The organism is Streptomyces sp. NPDC021080, assembly GCF_044333225.1.
In the GTDB taxonomy this organism is placed as follows: domain Bacteria; phylum Actinomycetota; class Actinomycetes; order Streptomycetales; family Streptomycetaceae; genus Streptomyces.
Genome location: NZ_JBIRQM010000020.1, coordinates 93,594 through 106,441, shown reverse-complemented (window position 1 = coordinate 106,441; position 12,848 = coordinate 93,594). Strand labels below are relative to the sequence as shown.

General features: G+C 67.7%; 17 protein-coding genes. All 17 read left to right on the top strand.

All coding sequences use genetic code 11. The features are described 5' to 3' along the window. Positions 1-8 precede the first annotated feature (8 nt). The 17 genes from ACH4S8_RS37735 to ACH4S8_RS37655 all read left to right on the top strand — a co-directional run bounded on the left by ACH4S8_RS37735 (position 9) and on the right by ACH4S8_RS37655 (position 12,734). Positions 9-326: a hypothetical protein gene (locus ACH4S8_RS37735; RefSeq protein WP_398402483.1), complete on the top strand. Its 318-nt coding sequence runs from the start codon at positions 9-11 to the stop codon at positions 324-326. A 57-nt stretch (positions 327-383) separates the two neighbouring features. Continuing rightward, entirely contained in the window at positions 384-1,232 is an 849-nt protein-coding gene (locus ACH4S8_RS37730; RefSeq protein ID WP_398402481.1) for a hypothetical protein, read from the top strand. A 171-nt stretch (positions 1,233-1,403) separates the two neighbouring features. Beyond that, on the top strand, positions 1,404-1,916 hold the full coding sequence (locus ACH4S8_RS37725) for a hypothetical protein (RefSeq protein ID WP_398402479.1): 513 nt from the start codon (positions 1,404-1,406) through the stop codon (positions 1,914-1,916). Between the two features lie 37 nt (positions 1,917-1,953). Then, on the top strand, positions 1,954-2,943 hold the full coding sequence (locus tag ACH4S8_RS37720; protein WP_398402477.1) for an HK97-fold major capsid protein: 990 nt from the start codon (positions 1,954-1,956) through the stop codon (positions 2,941-2,943). A gap of 194 nt (positions 2,944-3,137) precedes the next feature. Beyond that, positions 3,138-4,388 carry a hypothetical protein gene (locus ACH4S8_RS37715; protein WP_398402475.1) on the top strand — a complete coding sequence of 417 codons (1,251 nt, stop codon included), beginning with the start codon at positions 3,138-3,140 and terminating at the stop codon, positions 4,386-4,388. Between the two features lie 485 nt (positions 4,389-4,873). Beyond that, on the top strand, positions 4,874-5,260 hold the full coding sequence (locus tag ACH4S8_RS37710) for a hypothetical protein (protein ID WP_398402473.1): 387 nt from the start codon (positions 4,874-4,876) through the stop codon (positions 5,258-5,260). A 9-nt stretch (positions 5,261-5,269) separates the two neighbouring features. Beyond that, positions 5,270-5,662 (top strand): hypothetical protein, encoded by a 393-nt coding sequence (locus tag ACH4S8_RS37705; protein ID WP_398402471.1) that lies wholly within the window; start codon positions 5,270-5,272, stop codon positions 5,660-5,662. A gap of 36 nt (positions 5,663-5,698) precedes the next feature. Continuing rightward, positions 5,699-6,709, top strand: a complete 1,011-nt coding sequence (locus ACH4S8_RS37700) for a fibronectin type III domain-containing protein (RefSeq protein ID WP_398402469.1) — start codon at positions 5,699-5,701, stop codon at positions 6,707-6,709. A 169-nt stretch (positions 6,710-6,878) separates the two neighbouring features. Next, on the top strand, positions 6,879-7,538 hold the full coding sequence (locus ACH4S8_RS37695; RefSeq protein WP_398402467.1) for a hypothetical protein: 660 nt from the start codon (positions 6,879-6,881) through the stop codon (positions 7,536-7,538). A gap of 1 nt (position 7,539) precedes the next feature. After that, positions 7,540-8,415: a hypothetical protein gene (locus tag ACH4S8_RS37690; RefSeq protein WP_398402465.1), complete on the top strand. Its 876-nt coding sequence runs from the start codon at positions 7,540-7,542 to the stop codon at positions 8,413-8,415. Between the two features lie 15 nt (positions 8,416-8,430). Then, positions 8,431-8,610 carry a hypothetical protein gene (locus ACH4S8_RS37685; protein ID WP_398402463.1) on the top strand — a complete coding sequence of 60 codons (180 nt, stop codon included), beginning with the start codon at positions 8,431-8,433 and terminating at the stop codon, positions 8,608-8,610. A gap of 17 nt (positions 8,611-8,627) precedes the next feature. Continuing rightward, entirely contained in the window at positions 8,628-9,188 is a 561-nt protein-coding gene (locus ACH4S8_RS37680) for a hypothetical protein (protein WP_398402461.1), read from the top strand. A 1-nt stretch (position 9,189) separates the two neighbouring features. Further along, positions 9,190-9,855 (top strand): hypothetical protein, encoded by a 666-nt coding sequence (locus tag ACH4S8_RS37675; RefSeq protein ID WP_398402459.1) that lies wholly within the window; start codon positions 9,190-9,192, stop codon positions 9,853-9,855. A 40-nt stretch (positions 9,856-9,895) separates the two neighbouring features. Further along, positions 9,896-10,627, top strand: a complete 732-nt coding sequence (gene thyX / locus ACH4S8_RS37670; RefSeq protein ID WP_398402457.1) for an FAD-dependent thymidylate synthase — start codon at positions 9,896-9,898, stop codon at positions 10,625-10,627. Positions 10,628-10,681: 54 nt separating this feature from the next. Then, on the top strand, positions 10,682-11,410 hold the full coding sequence (locus ACH4S8_RS37665; protein ID WP_398402455.1) for a hypothetical protein: 729 nt from the start codon (positions 10,682-10,684) through the stop codon (positions 11,408-11,410). Next, positions 11,407-12,099 carry an NAD(+)--rifampin ADP-ribosyltransferase gene (locus ACH4S8_RS37660; protein WP_398402453.1) on the top strand — a complete coding sequence of 231 codons (693 nt, stop codon included), beginning with the start codon at positions 11,407-11,409 and terminating at the stop codon, positions 12,097-12,099. The genes ACH4S8_RS37665 and ACH4S8_RS37660 overlap by 4 nt, the downstream gene beginning before the upstream one ends. Then, positions 12,099-12,734, top strand: coding sequence for a hypothetical protein (locus ACH4S8_RS37655; RefSeq protein ID WP_398402451.1), 636 nt, complete (start codon positions 12,099-12,101; stop codon positions 12,732-12,734). Before ACH4S8_RS37660 ends, ACH4S8_RS37655 begins: the two co-directional genes overlap by 1 nt. The last annotated feature ends 114 nt before the right edge of the window (positions 12,735-12,848 follow it).

Below are 12,848 nucleotides of genomic sequence, written 5' to 3'. Positions count from 1 at the left end.
GAGAGCACGTGAGCGGCACCGACATCTCCGAAGACGTCATCGAAGTCATGATCGAAGACCCCAGCGTCGAGACGACGGACCTGACCTTCGGCGGGTGCCCGGTCATCCGCGTCGCGGGCTTCTTCTTCATCGGCGACATCGACATCCGGACCTCCGACCCGGAGCTGACCGGCTGGTCGTCGGAGCAGAAGATCATGTTCATCCACAAGGGCCGCTTCTACACCCGCATGGACCGGACCCGCGCCTTCATCGACTACTTCGAGCTGACACGACATGTCTGCGACGAGGTGCTGTCCAAGACCTGCTCCGCAACAGACAAGGGCTGAGAAGCCACTTCAGCCCACGGCGCCCGCCGTGAGCACCGTCTCAGAAGGAGTCCCAGTATGAGCCGACCGCTCATGGCCGCGCTGCAGGCGCAGCAGGCCGTCGTGGACGACCAGCGCCGCCAGCTCGCCATCCAGGGCCAGCAGATCGCGTTCATCGCCCGCATGGCCGGAGTCAGCGCCGAGGTCAACGCGATCGGCAGCAAGACCGCCGACATCGCCAACCCGGCCCAGCCGGTCCCGGACCCGGGCGAGCAGTCTGCGTCCGAGACCACGGAGCAGGCCGCGACCCCGGAGACGAACGACGACGTCCGCAGCCCGGGCCAGACCGGGAACTCCACCCAGGGCGTCCCGGCCGCGTCCACGGACACCGCCCTCACCCCCGGCGGCACACTCCCGGCCGAGCCCTACGGCAACCTCGTCGACGTCACCGCACCGGTCTCCGGCACGATGACCGGTGAGGTCGGCGGCGACCAGACCCGCATCGAGTCCGACGTGCGCGGCATGGACCCGATGCAGCCCGAGGTCGCGTTCCCGTGGACCATCAGCGACAACCAGTCCAACAGCGCGCCGCCGTCCTCGGGCGAGATGGCCGGAGGCTCCCCGAGCCGCACCCACGCCTGCCTGCGCCTGGCACGCCTGCAGATCCAGGCCGGTCTCGCCAAGGGTGACGACATCACCCTGGCTGCGGCCCTGGAGGCCGACGGCCGCCGCACCGACGAGCTGATCAACCACGAGATCGGCATCCTGTCCGGCATCGCCCGGGCGGCCACGGCCAAGGCACCGGCCGAGGGCACCGCGCCGCGCACCGTGCGCTCCGCCGCCCGCGTCGCACCGTCGCTGGCGTCCCAGTCGACCGCGACCAGCACCGCCCGGGAAGACCTGGTCGACAGCGACCTCTTCCTCTGATCGACCGGCAGTACGCAAGGGCCCGGCCTCACCGCCGGGCCCTTTGCCATACCCAGCGCAGAAATTCCTTGCCAACTCTCCCTGTCTCGTGGTGGTTGGCCGCCGCTAGGGGGTGAAGACGGCCTGCCGGTCCCCCTCGGCGGCCAGCCGAGAAACCTGGGAGGGCGGCACATGATCCGCGTTCGGGCAGCCAACGCCCACATCAAGAGGACCTTCCGACCGACGTACGCCTGGACTCAGGCCACTCCGAAGTCGGTCTTCCTCGACCCGGCCTGGGACCGCAGCTACCTGATCTACCCGGGCATGGTCCTCATGCGCACCACCGGCGAGCTGGTCACCCTCATCGGCGGCTCCGGTGTCCCCTACGGCTTCGCGGCCGACTACGTCGGCGGCGACGGCTTCGACCCGCTGCTCGACGTCGGCATGAACGCGACCGCCGTCTGGGTCCTGGGCGCCGACGGCGAGGCCGAGATCCTCGCGCCCGCCTTCGACAACACCCAGACCTGGACCGACCCCGGCGACGGCACCGAGAAGCTCGTCTACGCGATCACCGCTGGTACGGGCCGGGGCAAGCTCGCGCTCGCCACGAACGGAGCCGTGGCCACCGCCATCTCCACTCAGCCGGTCGGCCGCCTGCTCAAGGTCAACAGCACCAGCAAGATCACCATCGGCGGCCTGCGCTAAGCGCCCTTAGCCGAGCGAGAGGAACAGGACAAACACCATGACCGCAGCGCTCCACGCTGGGCACAAGGGCGGCGTCACCGCCAAGAAGTCCGACGACTACGTCAACGACATCCTCGCCCGCCGAGAGAGCCAGGGCCACGCCCCGCTCTCCACGCAGGCGAAGATGCAGCGCCTCCAGTCCGTCGTCTCGGACCAGACCAACGGCATCAAGCGCCTCGGCGTGGGCATGATCGGTCCGATCCAGCTCAAGCTCCGCTACCAGGGCATCACGCGCAACGTCCTCGTCGAAGACCCGTGCACCCCCGGCACGCCGGTCGAGTACGACGTCTGGGACGACCTCGGACAGGCGTACATGATGTCCGGCACCGAAGGCGAAGTCCGGATCACACCCTTCGAGGGCAAGCGCATCCAGGTCCGGTTCTTCCGCATCGCGAGCCGCCCGGCGATCCGCAAGGAAGACCTCCTCTACCTGCGCATCAACGCCGTCGAACAGGCCCAGGACGAGACGAAGCAGGCCATCCTCAAGCAGGAGGACAGCCGCCTCATCACCATCCTCCAGGCCGCCATCACGGACTACACCGGCCGCTCCGACCACACGGTCACCCCCAACCACGTCGTCACCGAGGCCTCGGGCTACCTGACCCCGGGCTCGCTGTACAGCGCGGTCTCCCTGACCGACATGCACGAACTGCAGTCCAGCCGGATCCTGATCAACCCCATGGACTACCGGGACATGTACCGGTGGGACATCAACCAGACCGGCTGGGCCTTCAAGGACCGCGTCGTCGCAGGTGAGACCATCACCAGCTTCGGCGAGTTCCAGCTCCAGCGCTCGATCGTCGTTCCGCAGGGCGAGACCTACCTGACCCCGGAGCCCCAGTTCCTGGGCGTCTTCCCGGTCCTGTACTCGCTCGACGTCGAGGAAAACCACCGCGTCGAGTCCTTCTGGAAGGGCTGGGTCTTCGACGAGATGATCAGCATGCTGATTTTGAACCCTCGTGGGCTCGCCAAGATCGTCAAGTCCTAGGTGGCTGGGTCGCTGTATAGCGACTAAAGCACCAGGCCAGAGGCCCGTCACTGAAAAGTGGCGGGCCTCTCCTGTGTTGAAGTCAAGTTCATCAAGACCATCTCGTCAAATACCCAACTCTTCCGGAACGGTTTGACTGCGCAGGTATCCTCATGCTTGACTCTCGCTACCCGCCAAGAAAGCAGGAGACGAGAGTGTCCGAGGACATCAAGAAGAGGGCCATCGAGCTGTACGTGAGCGGCGAGTCTGTCGCCCAAGTGGCTCGCGAGCTGGAGCTGAAGGATCACCTGGTCTGGAACTGGGTCGATCGCGCCGGAGTGCGCCGCCCCTCCAAGCGCTCCCAGCACATGGAGAAGGCCGTCCAGGCCTACCTCGACGGCACGCCCATCACGAAGGTCGCCGACGACGCCAAGGTCTCTGTCAGCACGGTCCAGGCGTGGATCTCCGCCCGAGGACTGACCGGCAAGGGTGGACGCGCCGCCAAGACGTCCTCCAATAAGCAGAGCGCGCTCCTCCTCTACAAGGAGGGCAAGCTGTACTCCGAGATCGCGAAGACGCTCAAGGTCGCTCCGAAGACCGTGTCGAAGTGGGTGGAGGACGCGGGGATCGTTGAGGAGGGCGGAGCGCACCTTCAGGCCCGCCGTGATGCCGAGACCGCCGTCCGTCTCTACACGGAGAAGGGCGCGACGGTCGAGGACATCGCTGCGCACCTGGGTCGTGGCGTGAACACCGTCTCCGGCTGGCTGCGCGAGGCTGAGGTCGAGGTGAAGTCGTCGATCGAGCGGCGCACGTCGGCCGAGCAGGCGATGTACTCCAAGCTGGGGGTCGCGGCCAACATCGCGAAGGCCCAGGCGAAGCCCGTACCGACCAGGCTCTGCGCGTACTGCGAAGAGACGTTCGAGCTGCCGCAGGGCCGCAGGCAGTCGCGTCAGCAGTACTGCTCGCTGAAGTGCTCGCAGCTCGGCCGCCGTAACCCGGACAAGCGCACCCAGCACGTCTGCGAGGTCTGCGAGAAGCCCTTCGAGCGGTTCGCCAGCACGCAGGGTCCAAACCGTTTCTGCTCCAACGCCTGCCGGATCAAGTCGTCGGGGAAGATCCAGTGGAAGTACGAGGACAACGTCCTCGACTCGGGCTACGAGGCGATGTTCGCTGGACTGTGCTCCGTCTATGGCGTGCCGTGCGAGCGCTTCGACCGCACCCAGGGGGTGAACTGGGAGGGTGAGCGCTGGTACGCACCTGACTTCCTGGTGAAGGTCGGCCCCCGGTCGGTCGCCGTGGAGATCAAGGGGCTGGTGCGGGAGGTCGACGAGCCGAAGTGGGCGGCGTTCCGTGAGAAGGCGGGTGTGCCGCTGGTCGTCTTGACTCAGGGGGAGCTGGTGCCGCCTCCCGCCACGCGTGATGACCTGCTGGGTCTTCTGGGTCTCGCGAAGATCGTCAAGTCGTAGTACTGGCAGTACTCTTCAAAGCGAAAGCCCCCTCGGGGTTCGGGCCCGAGGGGGCTTTCGCGTGCCTACCGCTATCAGGAGTGGGCGCCATTCCCCGGTTCCGGGTCTCTGACCGCCGCAGGCAGACGGTCAGACCTCGTGAACCCCTCACTCCCGAGAGAGTCAGGGGTCACTCGATGGCGCGTGATGTGCTGGTCATCTCGGCGGGTGACATGTTCTCACTCTGACACATTCGCAGCACGATGTGTAGTCGATCAGTCCGATCTCGTGCTGGGCGAAGGTTTTTGGCCACGTCTCCTGTCTCTCTGCCGGTCGCCCGCTATAGGGGGTGAGGGTTTGTGGTGGGCCCTCCCTGCGGCTCCGTTCTCCGGCCGCCATTCAGCCCCTGGACTCCCTTCCGGGGGCTGAGTGCTGTCTGGGGCGCTGTGGCCCCACCAAGGGGTGACGGATAGCTCTTCGCCCGTCCCCTATGCCAGGAGGCAGCCATGCAGGTGCAGCGAGTCCAGGTCAGCAACCCCTCTGCGGAGGTGGTCGTCCTCACGCCGGATGCGGACAAGCCCAAGACGTACCTGCGCTTCGAGGGTGCGGGCGACATCGAGGGCGGCGACGTCCAGTTCCTCCCGCGTGACACCGTGCTGCAGACCCCGTTCATCAAGGCGGTCAAGCGCGGCGTGCTGGTGGTCGACACCGACATCAGCGAGGACGACGAGCTGTCAACTCTGCTGCGCGTGCTGCCCGGTACGAAGACCGTGAGGGAGCCGGAGCCGCTCACGGCCACGCGGGTCGTCTACGTCTACGACGACGAGGCCGAGGTCTACAACCGCGTGGAGAAGGCCATCCCCGTCATCGTCGAACCTCTCGTGAAGGTGTGACCCATGTCCATGTCTGATGCTGAGCGGCGCCTGCTGCTCTCGGGAACCCTCGACACCTCGGGCATCCACCCCGGTGACCATGCGTTCCTGCCGGAGGTCGCTTCGGCCTGGCAGGACGTGACGGTCGCCGAGGAGGCGGAGGACCTGGTCTCGGCGCCGGAATCCGCCTCCGGTGATGTCGAGCTTCCCAACGGCCGTGTCGTTCCTGCCTCCGAGGTGCAGGAGGTGACGTTCACGAACCCGGACGGCAGCACTGTGCAGGGGCTGAGCATCACTCCCACGGAGGAGGAGCTGGCCGCAGCCAAGGCTGTCGAGACCGCCCCTGAGGTGCCGGTGGCCGCTCCGCCGAAGGCCCCTGTGAGGCGGACCGCCGTGAAGAAGACCCCCGCGCCCAAGAAGTAGGCGTCGGCCTGCTGAGATTCAAGAAGGAGGGCTGCCATGGCTGCGAGTGACCAGAGCAGCACGTACGAGACTGACGGTGCCATCGGCACCAAGGGTGCTCCGGTCCCGGCTCCGGTCCCGGTATCGCAGCCTGACACGTCCAATGTCGGCCTGGTGAACTCCAACGGCTGGGCCCCGGTGAACACGGGTATCTCGGCGACGCGGGAGACCACGGTCGGCACGGTGGTTCTGGTGGACCCGGGCTACAAGGCGGCGCCCGCTCCGGTGCCGGGGGCCATCAAGGACACGACCTGGACGGACAGCCCGGTCGGCAACGGTACGGCTCCGACCACGCTGAACGCGGCCCTGGCGATCTCGGGGACCTTGGAGACGGGATCGATCGGTGCTGTGGCGGCTGGCTCTTCGGCGATGCCGGTGGCTCCTGTTGCGCCGACGGCGGCTGCGGGCGACCGGTACGTGCTGGTCACCTTCACGCCGGTGGCCGACCCGCACGCGACGGCGCCGGTGACGCAGTACGTCATCGAGTCGGACACCGGGGGCCACGTCTACGCGCCCCGGGGGGCGACGACCGTCCGGTTCGAGAACCTGAAGGGCGGCCAGGCGTACAAGTTCCGTGTGGCGGCCGTGAACAAGAACGGTGACGGTCCGTTCGGTCCGTTCTCCTCGGTCGCCGTGGCGCCCGGGAACGAGGACGAGGTCCGGCCGGGCGGGCTCTCTGTGCGCAACACCGTGAACCCGATCTACCGGGCCGACGGCACGATCAAGCAGGGCTCGTACGGTGCGCCGACGCCGCCCGGCAAGCCGACCGTGGCGGCCGGTGCGACGACCACGGCCAACGTGACCTGGGCGGCGCCGTCGACCGGGCAGCCGTCCGGCGGCTACGACGTCAAGTCGTCGACGGGCCAGACGGTGCACGCCGCGCCGTCGGCGACCACGATCAACGTCCCCGGCCTGACGCTGACGAACGTCGTGACCTTCACGGTGACGGCGATCGGCCAGCTGCAGAACGCGGTGTCCCCGGCGTCGAACAACTACACCGTCGTCTGATCATCGGCCGGGCCCGGATGGCCCTGCCCGGCCCGGCGCGCCTGCGTGAAGCCGGATACAAGAGCGCTGGCAGCGAGAGCGGTCCCGTCCCGAGTCAGGGGCGGGGCCGCTTGCTGTTCACAGCCCTTCCGCTGGCTCAAGAGGTGGAAGGCGACCGCGAGGAGAGGGCATGTCGAATACGACACCCAGGCTCGGCCTGAAGACCTATGACACGTCCGACCCGTTCCTGCGGCAGGACTTCAACGACCAGTCGGCGAAGCTCGACGCCTACCCGGGGGCGTTCATCTGCACGTCCGCGTCTCGTCCGGCCTGGGGGCCGAGCCAGGCGGGCATGCGGATCTACGAGACCGACACCCGGCGCGAGCTGGTGTGGACGGGTACGGCGTGGCGCGCAAAGCTCGATGCGCCGCCGGTGTGGACGGGGTATGTGCAGCCCGTTGCCGCGATGGGCAAGGACACGCACGTCTACTACAAGCTGGGTACGTTCCAGGTGAACCGGCCGGGTGCGCTTCTGGTGCATCTGGAGGTCGAGTTCTCCTGCCAGTCGATCTACACGGCGAACGTCGCGGCCCGTGCGCAGGTGGACGGCAGTGACTCCCACATCGGCAGCACCGCGTCGTACATGCGCGTGGGGCAGACGAACACCTCGGGTGCGGGGTGGTCGCGGCACTTCATGATGGGCGCGGTGGGCCTGCGTGCGGTGGGGGTGGGCAGCCACAACTTCGGCATCCACTTCTACACGAGCCCGACGGCGACGACGTCGGCGGTGTCGGTGAGCCTGGAGTCGGTGCGCGGGTACGCGATGCTCGTGAACTCGCAGGACACCTGACATGGCCGTCGAGGAGTACACCGACCGCGCGTACGTGTCCCGGTACGGCGCTGCGGAGTTCGGGCTGCAGGTGATGCGCGGCGGCGTGCCCGGCGACGCCGACGGCGCGGTGACGGTGTCGCTGGAGTACGACACTCCTGCGGCCACGGTGGTCTTCTCGCGGGCTGCGGAGCACCCGGGGGTCGGCCAGTACACGGTGCGGCTGGGGTCCACGGAGACGGCCACTCCGGGCCCGTACGTGCTGGTGTGGCAGTACGAGGTCGACGCGGTGGCGCAGGAGTGGCGGGTCTGGCTGGAGGTCGGCAAGGCCGCGCCCGCGTACGACGTCCTGGCCGACCCGATGAAGATGCTCATCGAGACGACGTGGAACCGGTTCAGCGACCTGTTCGACTTCGCCAGCGAGGGCCCTCACCTGCAGACGTACGTCCAGTCGAACTTCGGCCGGAACCGGCTCGCGCAGATCCTCAAGATTGCTGTCGGCCGCCTGAACACGGTGGCCCAGCCGTTCCAGTCGTACACGATCGACGGGGACGGCGGGGCGTCGTTCCCCGTCGACCAGTGGGGCTCGCTGCTGGAGTCGGCGCTGTATGTGGAGTGCCTGCGGCATCTGATGCGCTCGTACGTCGAGCAGCCTGAGGTGCAGTCCGGGTCGGGGGTCTCGCGGCTGGACCGGCGGGACTACATGGACCGCTGGGGCACCGTGCTGCAGGGCGAGGAGGAGGTCCTCACCAAGCAGCTGGAGCACTTCAAGATCTCGAACATGGGGCTCGGCCGCGCCCGGGTCCTCGTGTCCGGCGGCGCCTGGGGGCGCTGGGGTCCGAACCGTCTGCCGCTGTCGCAGGCCGCGAGGCCCAACTGGATCACCCGGATGTACTGAGCGGCTGGAGTGGCCATGCCTGGTGGCGCAGCGAATGAGGGACCGGCGACCTCGGACGAGTTCGACCTCGGTCACATCGAGGTCCACCAGGTGGTCTGCACCCACCGGGTGTGCGGCTGCAGGGCGACGGTCGAGTCGCTCTACGACGCCGAGAAGTTCCGCATTCTGCACATCTGTCCTGGCAAGGACACTTGATCTGAAGGGAGTTCGCCATGTCCTACACCGTGGCGCTCAAGGCCGGGCTGGTGGACGTCGTTCTGCCCAACGGCAACCGGTACCAGGGCGGCGACGTGGTGGTCCTGACCGACGAGCAGTACGGACTGATCCCGGCGGCCACGCGCACGGCCGTCTTCTCGGTCGTGCCGCAGCCCACCTTCGCGGCCACGCAGGAGCTGTTCCGGGCGAGCGGGCTGACCCTCAGCTCCAGCTCGGACATCGTGACGGCGAACACCGTCAACCAGGTGACGGGCAAGACCGGCGTGATCGACGTGTCGAGCGTCCAGAACGGCCTCCTGGTCGTCGGCGTGGCCTCCGTGTCCGGCACCGGTCCGGGCCTGGCGGTGTTCTTCGAGTGCCAGGACGCCGCCGGGAACTGGGTGCAGACCTCCGCGCCCACGTCGATCGGAGGCGTCGTCCTCAGCTCCTCCGGCTACACCTACGGCGTCATCAACAACGGCTACCGCCTCACGCTCAAGGGCCGTATCCGCTGGGTCATCACGGGCACCGGCAGCCCGACGTTCACCGGCGTCTCCTTCAGCCTGTTCGGCAGCTGACATGAGCACGGTCAAAGGCACGTACGTACGGTCCCAGCAGAACTGGGCCGTCGAGCAGGAGCGCCAGCGGCACAATCAGGCGCTGTACATGATGGGCGAGAACACGCTCTTCTGTCTGATGTGGACGGCCCGGGACTACGACCAGGGCCTGGTCGGGCTGTGCACGGTGTGCGCCAGCGACCGGGTGTCGCAGGCGTACGGGCAGGCGTCGAGGAACAAGTGCCCCTCGTGCTTCGGTACGCGGTTCGAGGGCGGCTACCGGGCGCTGATCGTGCGTCCTGCGATCTTCACGGACGCGGACGACGGCCAGTCGTTCACGGCCCGGGGTGTCGTGGCGCCGCAGGAGGTGGCGCTGGAGACGACCAGCGACTTCCGGGTCCACGGCGGGGACTACGCCATGCGCGCCACAGGCGAGCGGCTCCAGCTGCGCTCACCTCAGCGCACCACGCTGCGCACGGGGTTCGGCACACCTCACCAGGCCGAGGACGCGACCGCCTACAACCTGGCCCGGGCGGGCGTCGAGGACTCGACGTCGGTGGCGTACACGATCCCTCCGGCCACCGCGCCACTGGTGACCATCTTGACCCGGTCTGGGGCGACTCCTGTCAGTTTCGACGACATCGAAGTAATTCGGGCTCCGCTGATCCCGCTGTATGAGCGAGACTGATCCGGTACCCGCCAAGTACCCGCCACACAAGGGGCCCACCATGCCTGATCCCGAGACCGAGTTGACCCTCCGCTCCGACGTCACCGTCCGGTTGGTCAAGTCCTCCGCCAACGACGCCGACGTCGTCTGGGCCGCCCGCGTTTCCACCGCCGGGGAGGACTCCCTGGACGAGCTGGAGAAGGACCCGGAGCGCTCCGGGGGTCTGATCAACTATCTGATGCGGGACCGCCACGGCAGCCCGTTCGAGCACAACTCGATGACCTTCTTCGTCCAGGCCCCGATCTTCGTGTTCCGCGAGTTCATGCGGCACAGGATCGGCTTCAGCTACAACGAGGAGAGCGGGCGCTACAAGGAGCTGGAGCCGGTCTTCTACGTCCCCGGTGGGGACCGAAAGCTCGTCCAGGAGGGGCGCCCGGGGAAGTACAAGATGGTCGAGGGCACGCCGGAGCAGCATTGGCTTGTCCTCGACACCATGGCGAAGGCGTACAGGGACGCGTATGAGGCGTATCAGGAGATGCTCGCCGAGGGTGTCGCCCGCGAGGTCGCGCGCTCCGTTCTGCCAGTGGGCCTGTTCTCGTCGATGTACGTCACCTGCAACGCGCGGTCGCTGATGCACTTCCTGGGCCTGCGCACGACGCACCCGGACGCGAAGGTGCCCTCGTTCCCCCAGCGGGAGATTGAGATGGTGGCCGAACAGATGGAAGCCGCCTGGGCCGAGAAGATGCCGATCACCTACGCCGCCTTCAACAAGAACGGCCGCGTCGCACCGTAGCGCTGTCCACGCCCTCCCAACTGCCCCAAGGGGTGAGGTTGGGAGGGCGTTGTCATGCCGCAGGCAGAGGTCGCCGAGGTCCACCTGGTCGAGCACCCCGACCGGATGATCATGATCGAGAAGGACCTGAGCCCGAACCGGGCGCGGGCTGCGGCCCGGGACGCCGTGCGGCTGGCCCGGCGGGCGATGCCGAAGATGAGCGGCGCGGCGGCGCGCGGTATGCAGCCGATCTACGGCCGGGGGTACTTCGGGATCCAGTGGGCCACCGAGGTCGTCTGGTACCAGGATCACGGCACGCGGCCGTTCACGATGAAGTCGCTGGCCGGAAAGACGATCCCGATGTGGATCGACGACCCCACGGGCCAGGAGCGCCGGGACAACCCGAAGGCGAAGACCAGGGTCACGGAGTCCGGCAAGGTCCAGGTGCTGATCTTCCGGCGGGCCGCGCTGATCGGGCAGCGGAAGAAGGTCTACCGGCGCGACCCGAAGACCGGCCTGAAGGTCCTCGTCTCGGACAAGCCGATGCACTACCCGGGCGCGCCGGGCCGGATCGCGTGGCGTGAGGCCGCAGCGCCGTGGACGCGGCCGGGCAAGCGGGGCGGCCAGATCCACCCCGGGAACATCGGCGTGTGGTGGCGGCACCCGGGGATCAAGCCGCGCTCCTTCCTGAACACCTCCATGACCACGGCCGCGCAGAAGGCGGGATTGCTGCCTGAGCGGGTCTACGTGGCCGACAAGGGGTGGCGGAACTACATCCGCCTGCATGGGGAGGAGTTCCGATGACCCTTGTCTGGGCGGAGATCGCGAAGCTCGGCCAGTGGCAGCCCCTCGACAGCGAGGAGCACATCCACCCGGGCGAGCTGACGGGGAGCACCACTTCAGATGAGAGGGACCAGGGCCACGTGGACCGGCTGACCCGGTCGATCCTCCATCACGGGTACAGCCCGGAGCGCCACGGCCAGCTCGGGCTCAACCTCACGGACCACGGCGAGAACATCTACCACCACGCCAGCGGCATCGAGACCTACCCCGAGGACCACCAGCCCCACGAGCACCTGCTGCAGGCGCTGCAGGACGCCGGTTACGGCGAGGTGCCGGTCCACATCCACGACCAGCAGTCCGATCCTGATGGCGAGCCCGCGCCGAGGTACTACCACGGCACCACGGAGTCCGACCTGGAGCACGTGCGGCCCAACCACAGCACTCGCGGCACGTTCGGCCCCGCCACCCACGCGCCCGGCTACGCCTACGCCACCGGCCTGGAGAGCGCCAAGGACTACGCGGAGCGGGCTGCCGACCAGCATGGTGGCCGCCCTCGCGTGTTCGAGGTGCACCCGCGCGGGCCGGTCGAGGACGACCCGAAGTTCGACGCCGCTGGCAACAACCGGGGCAACAACCTCGACGACAAGCGCTCGCGCCACGGCTTCTCCGTCGTCGGCGAAGTACCCCTCGGCCACGACGAGGAGTACTGATGTACGTCACCCGGGTCAAGACCCTGCCGATCGAGGCGCTGCACGCGACGTTCGACGACCAGTACCCCGTGGCGGAGTTCCGGGGGCTGCACGCGTCGCTGGAATACCCGGAGGAGGCGGTCAACCTCCCCGAGATCTGGGTGAGGTACACCGACTCGGCGCCGCTGCGGCAGTCCGGCATCGCGCACGTCGAGGATGCGCATCCTGTGACGGGCGCCAGGATCGAGCCGTTCACCCGCTGGCGGTTCGAGGGCTCCTGGGAGTTCGTGGTGATCGCGCTGTCGTCGGTCGAGCGCGACCGCGTCTACGACGAGCTGATCGCGACGATCGCCTGGTCCGGCTACGACACGCTGCGCGGCCGGTTCCGGCAGTACCTGAACACCAACGACCTGATCGACCTGACGATCCGTACGGATGAGATCGAGTCGACCGGCGAGAGCGCGGAGCCGGGCACGCCGTGGGGTACGGACGAGGTCCTGTACGAGCGGACGCTGAACATCGACCTGATCGGTGACTTCGTGCCGGACCCGGTGACCGGCGAGATTGTGCCCCTGTCGCGGATCGTGACCTCGCAGGTCATCGACCTCACGCTCGACAACCTCGCGCGGGGCGAGATCACCGACGGCTGGCACTAGGCACACGCCTGTAGACAAAAAGAATCCATGTCGGGCATATGGGGTACTCGCGTCTTGTTTAGAGGTGATTGCCACCTCGCAGAAGCGTAACCGAAGGTAAATAACCCCCTACAC

Excerpts from the sequence above, each read along its gene's own strand:
- ACH4S8_RS37720 (WP_398402477.1), top strand. The coding sequence starts at position 1,954 with ATGACCGCAGCGCTCCACGCTGGGCACAAGGGCGGCGTCACCGCCAAG.
- ACH4S8_RS37695 (WP_398402467.1), top strand. The coding sequence starts at position 6,879 with ATGTCGAATACGACACCCAGGCTCGGCCTGAAGACCTATGACACGTCC.
- thyX (WP_398402457.1), top strand. The coding sequence starts at position 9,896 with ATGCCTGATCCCGAGACCGAGTTGACCCTCCGCTCCGACGTCACCGTC.
- ACH4S8_RS37700 (WP_398402469.1), top strand. The coding sequence starts at position 5,699 with ATGGCTGCGAGTGACCAGAGCAGCACGTACGAGACTGACGGTGCCATC.
- ACH4S8_RS37705 (WP_398402471.1), top strand. The coding sequence starts at position 5,270 with ATGTCTGATGCTGAGCGGCGCCTGCTGCTCTCGGGAACCCTCGACACC.
- ACH4S8_RS37730 (WP_398402481.1), top strand. The coding sequence starts at position 384 with ATGAGCCGACCGCTCATGGCCGCGCTGCAGGCGCAGCAGGCCGTCGTG.
- ACH4S8_RS37685 (WP_398402463.1), top strand. The coding sequence starts at position 8,431 with ATGCCTGGTGGCGCAGCGAATGAGGGACCGGCGACCTCGGACGAGTTC.
- ACH4S8_RS37725 (WP_398402479.1), top strand. The coding sequence starts at position 1,404 with ATGATCCGCGTTCGGGCAGCCAACGCCCACATCAAGAGGACCTTCCGA.
- ACH4S8_RS37690 (WP_398402465.1), top strand. The coding sequence starts at position 7,540 with ATGGCCGTCGAGGAGTACACCGACCGCGCGTACGTGTCCCGGTACGGC.
- ACH4S8_RS37680 (WP_398402461.1), top strand. The coding sequence starts at position 8,628 with ATGTCCTACACCGTGGCGCTCAAGGCCGGGCTGGTGGACGTCGTTCTG.
- ACH4S8_RS37675 (WP_398402459.1), top strand. The coding sequence starts at position 9,190 with ATGAGCACGGTCAAAGGCACGTACGTACGGTCCCAGCAGAACTGGGCC.
- ACH4S8_RS37710 (WP_398402473.1), top strand. The coding sequence starts at position 4,874 with ATGCAGGTGCAGCGAGTCCAGGTCAGCAACCCCTCTGCGGAGGTGGTC.
- ACH4S8_RS37660 (WP_398402453.1), top strand. The coding sequence starts at position 11,407 with ATGACCCTTGTCTGGGCGGAGATCGCGAAGCTCGGCCAGTGGCAGCCC.
- ACH4S8_RS37665 (WP_398402455.1), top strand. The coding sequence starts at position 10,682 with ATGCCGCAGGCAGAGGTCGCCGAGGTCCACCTGGTCGAGCACCCCGAC.
- ACH4S8_RS37655 (WP_398402451.1), top strand. The coding sequence starts at position 12,099 with ATGTACGTCACCCGGGTCAAGACCCTGCCGATCGAGGCGCTGCACGCG.